Genomic DNA, 15,126 nt, shown 5'->3' with positions numbered 1-15,126 from the left:
TTAATCTGGTGGGCGGAGGCCGACTCGCTGCGCCTCCGCCCCTGCGCCCAGCCCGGTGCACAGGGGCTCCTGCTACCCGAGGAGTGACTCCCTCCAGCGATGGACGGATCGTCCTGTAGTACCTGCGCCACCCCCGCCCGACATAGCGGGAAGGCGGTGGCAGCGTGACCACCCCCCTGCTGCTCCTCGGAGCGGCGCTCCTGTTGATCCTCGCCAACGGATTCTTCGTGGCGGCCGAGTTCGGACTGGTGACGGTCGAGCGGCCGGAGGCCGAGAAGGCCGCCGCCGACGGCGACCCGCGTGCCGGTACGGTCGTGGAGTCGCTGAAGGAGCTGTCCTTCCAGCTCTCCGGCACCCAGCTCGGCATCACCATCACCTCCCTGGTCGTCGGCATGCTCGCCGAGCCGGCCCTGGCCGAGCTGCTGCACGGCCCCTTCGCCGCGATCGGCATCCCCGACGGGGCGGCCTCCGGGGTCGCCGTGGTCGTCGGCATGCTGCTGGCCTCCGCGATCCAGATGGTGATCGGCGAACTCGTACCCAAGAACTGGGCCGTCTCCCGGCCGTTGCAGGTCGCGCGCTTCGTCGCCGGCCCCCAGCACCGCTTCGCCCGCCTGTTCCGCCCGGTGATCTCCGCGCTGAACACGGTCGCCAACCGGCTGGTCCGCGCCCTGGGCGTCGAACCCGCCGAGGAGCTGGCCTCCGCCCGCACCCCCGGCGAGCTGGTCTCCCTGGCCCGGCACTCCGCCCAGGCCGGAGCCCTGGAGCAGGACACGGCCGACCTGTTCGTCCGCACCCTGTCCCTGGGCGAGCTGACCGCGCAGCACGTCATGACCCCCCGCGTGAAGGTGAGCGCGCTGCAGGACTCGGCCACCGCCGAAGACGTCGTCAACCTCACCCGGGCCACCGGCCTGTCCCGTTTCCCCGTCTACCGGGAGAAGATCGACGAGATCGTCGGCATGGCCCACCTCAAGGACGCGCTGGCCGTCCCGGTGCACGACCGGCTGCGCACGCCGGTCGGCCGCATCGCCCGCAAGGCACTCCTGGTCCCCGAGACCCTGCCCGTCCAGCCCCTGCTCACCCGGCTGCGCAGCGAGCAGCCCATCGCGGTCGTCGTGGACGAGTACGGCGGCACGGCCGGCGTGGTCACCCTGGAGGACATCGTCGAGGAACTGGTCGGGGAGGTCCGCGACGAGCACGACGCCAAGGACATGCCCGAGCTGGCCCCCGCCCCGCCCGAGGACGGCAGGCCCGCCTGGGACGCGGCCGGCAGCTGCCGCGTCGACATCCTCCAGCGCATAGGCCTGGACGTGCCCGAGGGGCCGTACGAGACCGTCGCCGGGCTGGTCGCCGATCTGCTCGGCCGGATCCCGGCCCCCGGTGACAGGGCCGAACTGCCCGGCTGGCGGCTCTCGGTCCGCCAGGTCGGCCACTACCGCGCCGAACGGGTCCGCCTGGTCCGAATGGCCCCGGCGGCCGGCGTGACGGAGGCGGCCCGATGAGCGTCCTCCAACTGGTCTTCGCCGCGCTGCTCGTGCTCGCCAACGGTTTCTTCGTCGGTGCCGAGTTCGCGCTCGTCTCCGTCCGTCGCAGCCAGATCGAACCGCTCGGCACGGCCCGGGCCCGCCAGGTGCTGTACGGCCTCGAACGCCTGCCGCAGATGATGGCCGCCGCCCAGTTCGGCATCACCGTCTGTTCCCTGACGCTCGGCGCCGTCGCCGAGCCGACGGTGGCCCATCTGCTGGAGCCGCTGTTCGAGTGGATCCACCTCCCCCACGGCATGATCCATCCCCTCGGTTACGTCATCGCCCTGGCCGCGGTGGTCTTCTTCCACCTGGTCATCGGCGAGATGGTGCCGAAGAACCTGGCCATGGCGGCGCCGGAGAAGGCGGCGCTCTGGCTCAGCCCCGGTCTGGTCTGGTTCGCCCGCCTCTGCAAGCCGATCACCGTGTCCCTCGGCGCCTGCGCCCAGGGCATCCTGCGGCTGTTCCGGGTCGAGCCGAAGGACGAGGTGGAGGCGGTCGTCACCACCGAGCAGCTCAACCGGCTGCTGGAGGACTCCGGCCAGGCCGGCCTGCTCGACCCCGAGGAGCGCGAGCGTCTGGAGGACGCGCTGGAACTGGGCTCCCGCCCGGTGACGGACGTCCTGCTGCGCCGTGAGTCCCTGGTCACGGTGGCCCCGTCGGTCACCCCGGGGCAGATCGTCGAGCTGACGGCACGCACGGGATACTCCCGCTTCCCGGTCGCGGCGGGCGAGAAGGGCCCCTTCATGGGGTACGTGCACGTCAAGGACGTCCTCGACCTGGAGGACTCCGAGCGGGCCGTCCCGCAGCACGTCTGGCGCCCCATGGCCACGCTCCGCGCCGAGCTGCCCCTCGACGACGCCCTCACCGTGATGCGCCGCGCGGCCACGCACCTGGCCCAGGTGGCGGACGCGACGGGCAGGGTGCTCGGCCTGGTGGCCCTGGAAGACGTCCTGGAGACGCTGGTGGGAGAGGTCCGGGACCCGGCGCACCGGGACATGCCGGAGCCGAGGGTGAGCGGGGAGCCGGAGGGAGCACTCGCCGGTTAGCCCGGATGCGCGACGGGTAACCGCGGGGCTGCCGTTCCCGATGGCCGGCCGGCCGCTTTTCGACGGCCGGTCGGCCGTGCGGTTTCCCCGGGGTTCTCACAGACCCGGAGGATCCTGCGGGCCTCTGCCCGACAGCACCTCCCCGTAGGCCTGCATCAGGTCGGGCAGCCGCAGGGTCGCCAGGTCCGCCCGGGACAGGGCCCCCGCGTACGACGACAGCCGCAGATCCCGGTACGCACAGCTCTTCTCGTAGAGCGTCCGCAGGAACCGCCCGTTCCCCAGCTCGTCGATCCAGCCCTGGCCGACCACGTGCCCGGCGATGGACCGCAGCTCCTCCAGGGCCTCCTCGTCCCACTGGTCGCCGTTCTCGGCCGCGAGCACCTTTCCGATCTCGGTGAGTTCGCCGGGCCGGTAGGACGGGAAGTCGACGCGGGTCGTGAAGCGGGAGGACAGTCCCGGGTTGGCGGCGAGCAGCCGGTCCATGCCCTCCGGGTAGCCGGCCAGGATCACCACCAGGTGGTCCCGGTTGTCCTCGGCCCGCTTCAGCAGCACCTGCAGTGCCTCGTCGCCGTACGCGTCCCCCTTGCCGTAGCCGGAGTTGGACAGCGAGTACGCCTCGTCCACGAACAGCACCCCGCCGATCGCGGAGTCGATCAGCTCGTTGGCCTTGACGGCCGTCTGCCCGAGGTACTCACCGACCAGGTCGGCCCGCTGGGCCTCCACGAGGTGGTCGCCGCCGAGCAGTCCCAGGGCGTAGAAGACCCGGCCCAGGATCCGCGCGACCGTGGTCTTGCCGGTGCCGGACGGGCCGGAGAAGACGAAGTGCCGCTTGGGCGGCTGCACCGGCAGCCCCTGCCCGGCCCGCAGCCGCGCCATGTTCAACTGTGCCGACAATGCCTTGACCTGGCGTTTCACGGGTTCGAGCCCGACCATGCGCTCCAGTTCGGCGAGCGCCTCCTCGAGTAACGCGGGATCGGTCGGCCCGGCCGGGATAGGCGAGACGGACATCCCGGCCACCCCTGTCCTCATCCGCACCGAGGGGTCGGACACCGACGGCAGCGGTCCGGTCGGCAGGTCGGGCTCCGGCAGCCGCAGGTCGCGGCCCTCCACGCCGAACAGCGGATCGAACACGTCCGCCCCGTCCGCCATGTCCTGCCCGGCGCCGGTGAGTGTGATCGCGGCGAAGTCGGCCGTGTCCTCGTACCCGTCGCCCTCGGCGATCGCGGCCAGCCGGGCGGAGGTGTCCATGAAGGCCGGGTCGACCCGGTGCACCGCCCGGTACAGGGGGAGCGCGGCGGCGCTGCGGCCGGTGCCCTCATGGGCCCGGGCCAGCCAGTACCGCAGCTCCTTGCGCTGCGGCTGTTCGCTGCGGCACCGCATCAGCGCCGCCGACAGCAGCGGCTCGGCCTGGCCGTACATCTCCAGCCGGACCCGGGACATGCCCCCGAACAGGCCGGCCTCGATGCCGAGCATGGGGTCGTCCAGCAGCGGGTCGGTGTGCCGGACCAACTGCTCCCAGTCCTTGATCAGATAGGCGCGGCAGGCGTGCAGGAACCGGACCTGGGCGTCGGCGTCGACCGGGGGCAGCCCGGCGAGGGCGCGGTCCAGCTCGGGCACATGCCGGCCGTCCAGCCAGTGGGAGGCGTGCGCCAGCAGCAGATCACGCGGGCTCTCCAGCACCGGCTGCACCCACCAGCCGAGCCAGTACCAGGAGTTGAGGGTACGGCGGTGCCGGGCGCGCTGTTCGCCGAAGCGGTCGCGGTGCCGGAACATCCGCAGCAGCGCGGTGGTCGTGTCGACCCGGAGCGCGTGCAGGCCGAGCCAGCCGTCCGCCATGCCCGGGTCCATCCGCACCGCGATGCGGAACTCCTCCTCCGCCTGCGGGTAGGCGCCCATCGTGTAGGCGTCCACACCCCGCAGCCAGGCGAGGTCGGCCGGGGCCTCGGAGCCCTGCGTGCCGAAGTCCATCACGTCCCCCCACAGACCGTGCCCCCGTGGTTCGCCACCGGGCAGTCACCCGACGGCCGCCGCCGTCGAACCGCTGTGCCGCGGACCGGAGTTGCCGGTGCGCGAGGCAGCCGCTCGAAGGTCGCACCGAGGGCATCGTACCCGTGGTACCGCGCGCACCGTAGGGTGCCGCACAGGGCGTTCGGCGAGGTGGGAGCAGACGGGGCGCACGGCGTTTCGTGACCCAGGGTGAGAGGATCGGTGCGCGCAGCGCTCGGAATTCCGCTCCCGCGGGCAGAACGAAGCCCCCGGTCACGGGGGAACAACCGGGGGCTTCGTGTCGGTGGGCGGCTACGAAAGCCGCACATTGAGAACGTAAGTCCTGTACGGGCCCCCGGTCAAGCAGAGTTGAGGCAGTCGGAGAAGTTGTCCCGCAAGGCCCTTCACAACTTCACCACATCAGGGACGGTCCATCACTCAGCGTCACACCCCGCCCGGTTTCGGCGGTCGCGGCGGGTCCCGGGAGTACCTCGTATCCCTTTTGTCGCTGCATCACCAGGAGATCGGCATGGGGGCGCGAGGGGTCGGCGGCGAAGTGCGCGCGCTCCGCCGCGACCCACCCGTCCCAGAACTCCCGCTGCTCCGCCCCGTCCCGCTGCCGGCCACGCGCCCAGGACTCCTCCTGGGGCAACTCCATCCACAGCAGCCCCGCCAGATACGGCCGCAGCGCACGGCGGCCGGCGCCGACGCCCTCGATCAGCACCACGGGTGCGGCCGGCAGCGGGCGCGGGGCGCCGAAGGTGCGGGCCCGCCAGTCGTAAGGGGTGAAGTGCGCGCTCTCGCCGCGCGCCAGCGGTGCGATCACCTCGGTCATGAGCCGCCCGGTCCAGGCGAAGAGCTGTGCGTGGCTGGCGATGTCGTCGAGATGGAGCACCGGAGCCCCGCCCAGCGCCCCCGCCAGCCGTCCGGCGAAGGTGGACTTCCCGGAGCCGGCGTGCCCGTCCACGCCGATCAGCCGGACCGGTCCCAGTGAAGGGGAGAGCCCGTTCAGCCGGGCGGCGAGGTCGTGAATGGCGTTTCCCGAGGTGTGGTGCGGTGTGGGGGGATTTCCCGTGAAACAGTCTAGTAGCGGCCCCGTGCGGCTGGACGCGGGACGGTGGTGCCCCGGGCTGGAAAAGTCGCATATTGAATCACCGGCTGGCGGCCAGTCAATGGCGCCGATAAACATTCCGAATCCTCTGACCGATATGTCGAATTCGGCGTTTCGGGTGTGCCCCACGCTGAGTAAGGTGCCTCCTGCGCACCGTGATGCGTCGCAGGGGACGGGCAGGGGGACTGGCAGGGGGACATGGCCGCGGAATTGTTCGAGGGGCACTACGTGTGGCATCCGGCGGCCGACGACCGCACCCTGGCGAGCGTATGCGTCGACGTGCGTGCCGGGCGTTACCGGTACGCCTCCGAAGCGCTGGCGGAGACCCGCGCCGACTTCGCCCTGAGGGCCCACCGCTCGCTGGTCCTCGCGTCCGAGGCGGCCGGCACCGACCTGGTGGAACGCTGGCTCGACGAGGAGCCCACGCCCGAGGCGGCGCTGATGTGGGCCCGGGTCGCGGTACAGCGCGCCCTGCGGGCCGCCGACGCGCGCGACGAGCGAGCCGAGGCCCTGGAGCGGATAGCGCTGGCCGCCTGCGACCGGGCCACCGACGCGGCCCCCGCCGACCCCACCCCCTGGGTCGCCCGGCTCGCCATGGCCCGGCTGCACCGGCTGCGCGACCCGGCCCCGCACGGCCTGCTCACCGCACCGCCCGGCCCCTGGCGGCTGTTCGCGCACATCCTCTCCCTGGACCCCTGGCACCGCGAGGCCCACCACCGCTTCCTGTCCTGCTTCTTCACGCGGTACGGCGGCTCGGTCACCGCGGCCTGGGACGTGGCCGCCTTCCTCAGTCAGCGGGCGCCCGGCGACTCCGCTCTGCGGATGCTGCCCCTGGTGGCACTGGTGGAGAGCTACAACCCCACCCAGCTGCTCGCCGACCGGGTCTGGGAGCAGCCCCAGTGGCGCTCCACCGCGCTGTCGATCTACCAGAACTGGCTGCCCGCGGTGACCGGTTACCGCTTCACCCCCGTGCTCGACCTGGCCTACCTCGCGCACGCGCTGGTCATGGGCCAGCGCGAGTTCGAGGCCCGGGCGGTCTTCACGGCGATGGGCCCGTACGCGTCGCGTATGCCCTGGAGCGCCTTCGGCGACCCGGCCGAGCAGCTCTCCCGGGCCCGGCGCGCCTGCGGCCTGCCCGTCCCGGGGCCCGGCTGACCCCGCTCGTCCCCCTGCCCCATCGAGAGAAAGGCCGATCTGTGTCGGAACGGATGTCGACTCCCCGGGCGCGGGCCCGGGTCGCGGACACCGTCGTGCTCGACGACGACGCCACCCTGCACGCGATGGGTTATCCGCGGAAACTCACCCGGCGCTTCAAGGCGTTCGACAATTTCGCGATCTCCTTCACCATCATCAATATCCTCTCGGGTATCTTCTCGTCCTTCGGATTCGGTTTGAACGCGGGCGGCCCGCGTATTCTCGTATTCGGCTGGATCGGTGTGTCGGTGATGGTCCTGCTCATCGGCGCCGCCATGGCGGAAGTCGCCTCGGCCTATCCGACGAGCGGCGCCCTGTACTTCTCCGCGGGTAAGCTCGCCAAGCGGCACAAGGGCGCCTGGTCCTGGTTCACGGGCTGGCTGAACTTCGTGGGCCAGGTCGGCGGCACCGCCGCCACCGGATACGCCGCCGCCACCTTCATCCAGGTGTTCGTGCAGTTGCAGTGGCCCTCCTACCAGCCGACCGCGCACCAGACGGTACTGATCACGGCGCTGATCATCGTTCTGCAGGGCCTCGCCAACACCTACACCGTCCAGCTCGTCGCCGTACTCAACCGCATTTCCGTGTGGTGGCTGCTGATCGGACTCGTCGTGATCGTGGGCGCACTCGCCGTGATGCCCGACCAGCACCAGCCGGCGTCCTTCGTCACGCATTTCGAGAACAACACCGGTTTCACGAACGGGCTTTACGGTGGCATGCTCGGCCTGCTGGTCACGAGCTGGACCTTCACGGGCTTCGACGGCAGCTTCCACATGTCGGAGGAAACCGTCCACGCGACGGTCAGCGCCCCGAAGGGCATCACCCGTGCCATCGGCTGTTCGGCGATCACCGGGCTGATTCTGATGCTCGCACTGGTCTACAGCATCGGTGACTACGCCGAGGTGGCCGGTGCCGCCGCGCCGCCCGTGCAGATCCTGATCGACGGCCTCGGCCTGCGCACCGCCAAGGTGATGCTCCTCATCGTCATCGGCGCGATGCTCTTCTGCGGTCTCGCCAACCTCACCAGCAACACCCGGCAGATCTTCGCCTTCTCCCGGGACGGCGCCATGCCCGGATCCCGCTGGTGGCACTCGGTCTCGCCGCGCACCCGTACGCCGGTGAAGGCGGTGTGGCTCGCGGTCGCCTGCTCGCTCGCTCTGGTGGTGCCGGGCTGGTGGTCGCACACGGCGTTCACCGCCATCGTCAGCGTCAACGTGGTCGGGCTCTTCCTCGCCTACGCCGTACCGATCTTCCTGCGGCTGCGGCTCGGTGACGCCTTCCAGCCGGGCCCCTGGCACCTGGGCCGCTGGGGCGCCCCGGTCGGCTGGCTCGCGGTGATCTGGATCCTGCTCAGCAGTGTGCTGTTCATGCTGCCGCAGGCCTCGCCGATCACCGTCGACACCTTCAACTACGCGCCGATCGCGCTCGCCGTCGTCCTGCTGGTGGCCACGGTGTGGTGGTTCGCCACCGCCCGCCGCCGCTTCCAGGGCCCGGTCAGCTACGGCCGCCCCGACGAGGTCGCCGCGATGGACCTGGTCTGACCGGACGTCCCGGCCCGGCGCCGGCAGGCGCCCCGCCGCGCGGCAGTGCTCCCTCCGGACCCCCCTCCACCGGCCCAGACCAATATTCATGCCGCGGCATGCGCGGAAGTGCTGGCAGGGGGGTCCGGCCTGCTCCATAGTTGGCGCACACACGTGCACCGGACCAGCCCGACTAGGCCACCCTGGGGGTCATCGCGCCCATGAGCAGAGCCCAACAGCCGTCCCGCAGAACCGTCCTGGCGGTAGCCGTCGCCGCGGCGGTGACCGGCACAGCGGCCCCCGCTGCCGCCACCCCGCGGACCACCGACGCCGGCCGGGCGCAGGCCCGCCCGATCGACTACCACGCCTGGACCACGTACCGCGACTGGCGCGGGGGGACCGCCCAGGGCGCCCGGGCCGTCCCCGGCCACCGGCCCGGCATCGTCATCGGCGCCCCCGCGGGCCGTACCGACTACACCGACCCGCACACCGGCACCACCGCCACCTGGGAGTACGCCACCTGGACCTCCCCGGTGCACCGCCTCGCCGTGCCCGCGACCGAGGCCGTCGCCTCCTGGAACGCGCACACGCCCGCCGGCACCTGGCTCCAGGTCGAGCTGCGGGGCACGTACTCCGACGGCACCGACACGCCCTGGTACGTGATGGGCCGATGGGCGGCCGGCGACCAGGACATCAAGCGGACCTCGGTGGACGGCCAGAGCGACGGCAAGAGCACCGTGTGGACCGACACCTTCGCCGTCGACGACGCGAGCACCGGCCTGCGCCTGGCGTCGTACCGGCTGCGCCTGACCCTCTACCGCCGGCCGGACACGTCCCTCACGCCGACCGTCTGGCGGCTCGGCGCGATGGGCTCCGACATCCCCGACCGCTTCACCGTCCCGGCCTCCAGCCCCGGCCTCGCCCAGGAACTGGCCGTCCCGCGGTACTCGCAGGAGATCCACAAGGGCCAGTACCCGGAGTACGACAACGGGGGCGAGGCCTGGTGCAGCCCGACCTCCTCGCAGATGATCATCGAGTACTGGGGCGGCCGGCTCACCCCCGAGCAGCTGTCCTGGGTCGACCCGTCCTACGCCGACCCCCAGGTCGACCACGCGGCCCGCTTCACGTACGACCACCAGTACGAGGGCTGCGGCAACTGGCCCTTCAACGCGGCCTACGCGGCCACCTTCGACGGCCTGCAGGGCGTGGTCACCCGGCTCGACTCTCTCACCGACCTGGAGACGCTGATCGCGGCCGGCATCCCGGCCATAACGTCCCAGTCCTTCCTGAAGGAGGAGCTGACCGGTGCCGGGTACGGCACGTCCGGGCATCTGATGACCGTGATCGGCTTCACGGCGGACGGCGATGTGATCGCCAACGATCCGGCCTCGCCGGGCGACGACGCGGTACGGCGGGTCTATCTGCGCCGGGAGTTCGAGAACATCTGGCTCCGGACCAAGCGGTACAACGCCTCCGGGAAGGTGGCCTCCGGCACCGGAGGGGTCTGCTACCTCTACTTCCCGGCCCACCCCACCCCGCGCCAGCGCAGGGCACTCGCTGCGGTGGGCGTCCACTGAGCCGAGCCGGGGCCTGTGAGCAAGCTCATCGCCGCGGACGCCGTCGCGGGTGGCATGGTGGACGGATGGACGGGGGGATCCGACCGTGTACGTCCGACCTCTGCGAGTAACACCATGACCGCACACCCGGCCACCGCCACCCGCGTCCGCACGGGCGGACCCCAGGAAGACGGCCCCCAGATCGTCGAGCACCTCATGGGCTGGGTCCTCGTCGCGGTGTTCGCGATGCTCGTGACCCAGCTCGGCCTGCTCTGAACCGACCGCCTCCGGCCGCGGCATGTTCTGACATACTGCCGGTGTCCGCCGCGCCCAGACCGGGGTCGATCTTGAACATGCCGCAGCAGCGTGCCGCCACCCAGGCGCGCGGTACCGAGCGCTCGGCGGCGCGTCGCGCCGAACTCATCGCCATCGGGCGGAAGCTGTTCGCCGACACGTCCTACGACGCGCTGTCCATGGACGACATCGCCCGTCACGCCCAGGTCGCCAAGGGCCTGATCTACTACTACTTCGGGTCCAAGCGCGGTTACTACCTGGCGATCGTCCGGGACTCCGTCGCCGACCTGGTCACCTCCGCAGCCGGCGGCCTCCGGCTGCCGGCCGTGGACCGCGTGCACCGCACCGTCGACGGTTATCTGCGCTATGCCGAGAACCACCAGGCGGCCTACCGCACCATCGTCAGCGGTGGTGTCGGCTTCGACGCGGAGGTGCACGCGATCCGCGACGGTGTGCGGGAGGCGATCGTCGCCACGATCGCCGAGGGTGCCTACGGCCGCGGCGACATCTCCCCGCCGGCCCGGATGGGCCTGCTCTCCTGGGTGTGCGGCGTGGAGGGCGCCACCCTGGACTGGATCGCCCGCCCCGGGCTGTCCCGCGACACCATGCGCGAGCTGCTGGTGAAGACGCTCGGCGGGGCCCTGCGCGCCATCGAGGAGCTGGACCCCGCCCACCCGGCCCCGCCGGCCGCCCGCCGGGACGGCTGACCGGGCCCTAGCTGATCGCCTTGATCAGCTCACCGCCCGCGGTGTCGCCGCTCAGCTCCCAGAAGAAGGTGCCGCCGAGGCCCTGCTGGTTCTTGTACGTCATCTTCGTGCCGATGGTCGCCGGGGTGTCGTAACTCCACCAGTCGCTGCCGCACTTGGCGTAGGCCGTGCCGCCCACGGTGCCGGTCGCCGGGCACTTGGTCTTGAGCACCTTGTAGTCGTCGATGCCCTGCTCGTAGGTGCCGGCCGCCGGGCCCGTGGCCGTGCCGCCGGGCGCCGCCTGGGTGACACCGGTCCAGCCGCGGCCGTAGAAACCGATGCCGAGCAGCAGCTTCGAGGCCGGGATCCCGAGGCCCTTGAGCTTGGCGATGGTCGCCGAGGTGTGGAAGTCCGCCTTCGGGATGCCCGAGTACGAGTTCAGCGGGGAGTGCGGGGCGGTCGGGCCGGTGGCGTCCCAGGCGCCGAAGTAGTCGTAGGTCATCGGGTTGTACCAGTCGACGTACTGGGCGGCGCCGGCGTAGTTCGCCGCGTCGATCTTGCCGCCGCTCGTGGCGTCGGCGGTGATCGCCGCGGTGACCAGGTTGCCTGAGCCGAACTTCGCCCGCAGGGCGGCCATCAGGTTCTTGAACGCCTCCCGCCCGCTGGTGTCGCAGGTGTTGCCGCAGGCGTTGGGGTACTCCCAGTCGATGTCGATGCCGTCGAAGACACCCGCCCACTTGGAGTTCTTGACCAGGTCGTAGCAGGACTGCGCGAAGGCGGCCGGGTTCTTCGCGGCCTCGCCGAAGCCGCCGGACCAGGTCCAGCCGCCGAAGGACCACAGGACCTTCAGGCCGGGATGCCTCTTCTTCAGCTTCAGCAGCTGGTTGAAGTTGCCGCGCAGCGGCTGGTCCCAGGTGTCGGCGGTCCCGTCGACGGACTCGGCCGCGGTGTAGGCCCGGTCGGTGGCCGCGTAGGCGTCGCCCATCGCGCACTTGCCGCCGGTGACGTTGCCGAAGGCGTAGTTGATGTGGGTCAGCTTGGCCGCGGAGCCGGAGGTCTCGACGTTCTTGACGTAGTACTTGCGGTCGTAGGTGCCCCATTCGGTGAAGTAGCCGACGACCTTGGAGCCGGCCGCGAGCCGCGGGGCGGTCGGTGCCGCCGCGGTCGCCGTGCCCGTGCCGGCCAGCAGGCCGGCACCGAGGGCGGCGGTACACGCGGCCGAGACGAGCGCCCGGAGGAGGGAGCGGTGGGGAGTGTGCATCGGGTGTCTCCTCGTGGGGAGAGGGGAACGCGCGCCGATTGGCATGAACGCGGTAAAGCGTTGGTCATGCAGGCTAGGAGGACTAGACCAATAGGTCAATGGTTCGGACCAATCTCGCCCCGCACGGACGCCTGGAGTGGATTCCTGAAGTGAGCGGTCGTTAACTGGTGACGGGAGGTCCCCGATCGGGCATACTCACAGCGCATGCCGCTGGTCAGCAGCTTCCGAGACCCGGGAGCGGACGCCGTCGGCACCGCGGAACGATCAGGCGGAGCCGCCCCCAACCACGGGCCTCACCGCCTGTGTCCGAACAGGGAGGAGCCCGACGCCATGTCCGACCGCTACCCGCAGCCGGTGGAGCGTCAACTGCCGACGGAAGAGGCGAAGGAGCTGCTCGCCCTCGTCCGGGAGATCGCCCAGCGCGAGATCGCGCCGAAGGCGGCGGAGGAGGAGGACGCGGGACGCTTCCCGCGCGAGATCTTCACCCTGCTCTCCGAGTCCGGCCTGCTGGGCCTGCCGTACGCCGCCGAGTACGGCGGCGGCGACCAGCCCTACGAGGTCTACCTCCAGGTCCTGGAGGAGCTGGCCGCGGCCCGGCTCACCGTCGGCCTCGGCGTCAGCGTCCACACGCTCGCCTCCTACGCGCTCGCCACCTACGGCGCCAAGCAGCAGCAGGTCGAGCACCTGCCCGCCATGCTCGGCGGCGGCCTGCTCGGCGCGTACTGCCTGTCCGAGCCGTCCTCCGGCTCCGACGCCGCGTCGCTGCGCACCAAGGCCGTCCGGGAGGGCGGGGGCTGGGTGATCGACGGCACCAAGGCCTGGATCACGCACGGCGGCATCGCCGACTTCTACACCGTGATGGCCCGCACCGGCGAGGACGGCCCGCGCGGGATCACCGCCTTCCTCGTCCCCGGCGACGCGCCGGGCCTGAGTGGCGCGACGCCCGAGAAGAAGATGGGCATGAAGGGCTCACCCACCGCGCAGGTGCACTTCGACGGCGTCCGCGTCCCCGACGACCGGCGCATCGGCGAGGAGGGCCAGGGCTTCTCCATCGCCCTGTCGGCGCTGGACTCCGGCCGGCTCGGCATCGCGGCCTGCGCCGTCGGACTCGCCCAGGCCGCCCTGGACGAGGCGGTCCGCTACGCCGCCGAGCGCCGCCAGTTCGGCCGGCCCATCGCCGACTTCCAGGGCCTGCGCTTCATGATCGCCGACATGGCCACCCAGGTGGAGGCGGGCCGCGCGCTCTATCTCGCCGCGGCGCGGCTGCGGGACGCGGGCAGGCCGTTCGCCAAGCAGGCCGCCATGGCCAAGCTGCACTGCACCGACGCGGCCATGAAGGTCACCACGGACGCGGTGCAGATACTGGGCGGCTACGGCTACACCGCCGACTTCCCGGCCGAGCGCTATATGCGCGAGGCCAAGGTCCTGCAGATCGTCGAGGGCACCAACCAGATCCAGCGGATGGTCATCGCCCGTCACGTGGCCGGCCCAGAAGGTCGCTGAACTGGCCCGTCAGGACCGTCGGGGCCGCCAGTCTGACCCACTCCGGGTCGTGGCGGCCCGGCAGTGTGCGGCCCCGGTCGGCCCACGTCCGCATGAGGTCACGGTAGATGGGCGGGTCCTGCGGCGTGGGCGGCGGAAGCGATGCTGCCGGGCGGGGGACGAAGATACGGCGCTGACGCCCGGTCGCCGGGTACGTGGGGGTCATACCCGGGCAACGCGGCGACGACCGGACAGGTCACCCCCCGGGGGATTCGAGCGTCAGTCCATACCCGTCCGGCTCACCCTCTGGCCACCTCCCGTCAGCTGACGTACCGTCAGCTGACCATCGACCAGGGGGTGACGTGGCCGACGACCGTCCCGTACCGCTCGACGAGTACCCCGTGCACCAGGTGCCGCTCTCCATGAAGCACGTGGCGACCGGCGACCGGAACGCCTACGACCGCTGCATCTTCCACATCCTCGACCACGCGGGCCGCGCCCTGCTCATCTGCGGCCTCGGCGTCTACCCCAACCTCGGCGTGATCGACGCCTACGCCACGCTCCGCGCCGGGGACACCCTGCACGCCGTACGCGCCTCGGACGCCCTCGGCGAGGACCGGATGCGGCTCGCCGTCGGCCCCCTGCGCATCGAGGTCCCGGAACCACTGAGAAAGCTGCGCCTGATCTGCGAGGACGCACAGCTGTCCTACGACCTCACCTGGACGGCCGCCTTCCCCGCCCTGTGGGAGCCGCACCACCTCCAGCGCCGGGGCGACCGCCTCACCCTGGAGGGCCGCCGCTTCGTCCAGGCCGGCATGGCGGAGGGCGTGATCCACGCCGGGGGAGCGGACTTCCCGGTCACCGCCGACGACTGGACCGGTACCCGCGACCGCAGCTGGGGCGTACGCCCGATACCCGGCGAGGACGGAGGCCGGCTCGCCGCGGACCATCCGGCCGAGGGCTTCCACTGGATCTGGAGCCCGGTCCGCTTCGACGACGGCTTCCTGATGGTCATCACGCAGGAGGACGCCGACGGCCACCGCTCCCTGAACGACGCCACACTCGTCCGCCCCGGCCACCGGGACCGTCAACTGGGCTGGCCCCAGGCCGAGATCGGCTACCGCTCCGGCACCCGTCACCCGGAACGGGCGGTCATCCACCTCGGTGACGCGCGGGCGCCGCGCAGACTCGACGTCGAGATCCTGGCCTCCTCGCCGCTCGCCCTCGGCGCGGGCTACCCGCCGGCGGACGACTGGCAGCACGGCACCTGGCGGGGGCCGGGCTGGACCGACCGCCGCACCTACGACATGGCCCTGCCGCACCCGCTGGCCGGCTACGGCGTCACCGACCACTCCGCCCGCTTCCGGCTCGACGGGCGCACCGGGTACGGCATCTTCGAGCACGGCTCGTTCGGCCGGCACGACCCGAGCGGCTTCACCGGCTTCGACTCGGTCGCGCCCTGAGGGA

12 protein-coding genes are annotated in these 15,126 nt (G+C 71.6%); 9 read left to right on the top strand and 3 right to left on the bottom strand.

What is annotated here, in order from left to right; translation table 11 throughout:
- Positions 1 to 164 precede the first annotated feature (164 nt).
- Both AB0B40_RS20125 and AB0B40_RS20120 read left to right on the top strand, forming a co-directional pair.
- On the top strand, positions 165 to 1,499 hold the full coding sequence (locus tag AB0B40_RS20125) for a hemolysin family protein (RefSeq protein WP_362264788.1): 1,335 nt from the start codon (positions 165 to 167) through the stop codon (positions 1,497 to 1,499).
- Complete coding sequence (locus tag AB0B40_RS20120) at positions 1,496 to 2,569, top strand: hemolysin family protein (RefSeq protein ID WP_345056435.1); 1,074 nt, start codon at positions 1,496 to 1,498, stop codon at positions 2,567 to 2,569. The genes AB0B40_RS20125 and AB0B40_RS20120 overlap by 4 nt, the downstream gene beginning before the upstream one ends.
- A gap of 96 nt (positions 2,570 to 2,665) precedes the next feature.
- On the opposite strand, the gene AB0B40_RS20115 is transcribed toward AB0B40_RS20120, so the two are convergent.
- Together AB0B40_RS20115 and AB0B40_RS20110 are read right to left on the bottom strand one after the other, a co-directional pair.
- The gene (locus AB0B40_RS20115; RefSeq protein WP_345056433.1) at positions 2,666 to 4,537 is read right to left on the bottom strand and encodes an AAA family ATPase; all 1,872 of its coding nucleotides are present in this window, start codon (positions 4,535 to 4,537) and stop codon (positions 2,666 to 2,668) included.
- A gap of 430 nt (positions 4,538 to 4,967) precedes the next feature.
- Positions 4,968 to 5,588: a hypothetical protein gene (locus tag AB0B40_RS20110; protein WP_345056505.1), complete on the bottom strand. Its 621-nt coding sequence runs from the start codon at positions 5,586 to 5,588 to the stop codon at positions 4,968 to 4,970.
- Between the two features lie 276 nt (positions 5,589 to 5,864).
- Here AB0B40_RS20110 and AB0B40_RS20105 point away from each other — a divergent pair, with 276 nt between their 5' ends.
- The 5 genes from AB0B40_RS20105 (at position 5,865) to AB0B40_RS20085 (ending at position 10,937) form a co-directional block, all read left to right on the top strand.
- Positions 5,865 to 6,821 carry a hypothetical protein gene (locus tag AB0B40_RS20105; RefSeq protein WP_345056431.1) on the top strand — a complete coding sequence of 319 codons (957 nt, stop codon included), beginning with the start codon at positions 5,865 to 5,867 and terminating at the stop codon, positions 6,819 to 6,821.
- A gap of 41 nt (positions 6,822 to 6,862) precedes the next feature.
- On the top strand, positions 6,863 to 8,401 hold the full coding sequence (locus AB0B40_RS20100) for an amino acid permease (protein WP_345056429.1): 1,539 nt from the start codon (positions 6,863 to 6,865) through the stop codon (positions 8,399 to 8,401).
- Positions 8,402 to 8,601: 200 nt separating this feature from the next.
- Positions 8,602 to 9,957 carry a peptidase C39 family protein gene (locus AB0B40_RS20095; protein ID WP_345056427.1) on the top strand — a complete coding sequence of 452 codons (1,356 nt, stop codon included), beginning with the start codon at positions 8,602 to 8,604 and terminating at the stop codon, positions 9,955 to 9,957.
- Positions 9,958 to 10,071: 114 nt separating this feature from the next.
- Positions 10,072 to 10,212: an SCO1431 family membrane protein gene (locus AB0B40_RS20090; RefSeq protein WP_345056426.1), complete on the top strand. Its 141-nt coding sequence runs from the start codon at positions 10,072 to 10,074 to the stop codon at positions 10,210 to 10,212.
- 77 nt (positions 10,213 to 10,289) lie between these two features.
- Positions 10,290 to 10,937, top strand: coding sequence for a TetR/AcrR family transcriptional regulator (locus tag AB0B40_RS20085; RefSeq protein WP_345056424.1), 648 nt, complete (start codon positions 10,290 to 10,292; stop codon positions 10,935 to 10,937).
- A gap of 7 nt (positions 10,938 to 10,944) precedes the next feature.
- On the opposite strand, the gene AB0B40_RS20080 is transcribed toward AB0B40_RS20085, so the two are convergent.
- A complete protein-coding gene (locus tag AB0B40_RS20080; protein WP_345056422.1) occupies positions 10,945 to 12,177 on the bottom strand; it encodes a glycoside hydrolase family 18 protein in 1,233 nt (410 codons plus the stop codon).
- A gap of 330 nt (positions 12,178 to 12,507) precedes the next feature.
- Between AB0B40_RS20080 and AB0B40_RS20075 the strand changes: the two genes are divergently transcribed.
- Together AB0B40_RS20075 and AB0B40_RS20070 are read left to right on the top strand one after the other, a co-directional pair.
- Positions 12,508 to 13,680, top strand: coding sequence for an acyl-CoA dehydrogenase family protein (locus AB0B40_RS20075; protein ID WP_345056420.1), 1,173 nt, complete (start codon positions 12,508 to 12,510; stop codon positions 13,678 to 13,680).
- Between the two features lie 341 nt (positions 13,681 to 14,021).
- Positions 14,022 to 15,122 carry a hypothetical protein gene (locus AB0B40_RS20070; protein WP_362264784.1) on the top strand — a complete coding sequence of 367 codons (1,101 nt, stop codon included), beginning with the start codon at positions 14,022 to 14,024 and terminating at the stop codon, positions 15,120 to 15,122.
- Positions 15,123 to 15,126 lie beyond the last annotated feature (4 nt).

It is taken from the genome of Streptomyces sp. NPDC042638 (genome assembly GCF_040647235.1).
GTDB classification, from domain to species: domain Bacteria; phylum Actinomycetota; class Actinomycetes; order Streptomycetales; family Streptomycetaceae; genus Streptomyces; species Streptomyces rameus.
The sequence above is the reverse complement of the archived record's forward strand: the minus strand, read 5'-3'. Positions and strand labels throughout refer to the sequence as shown.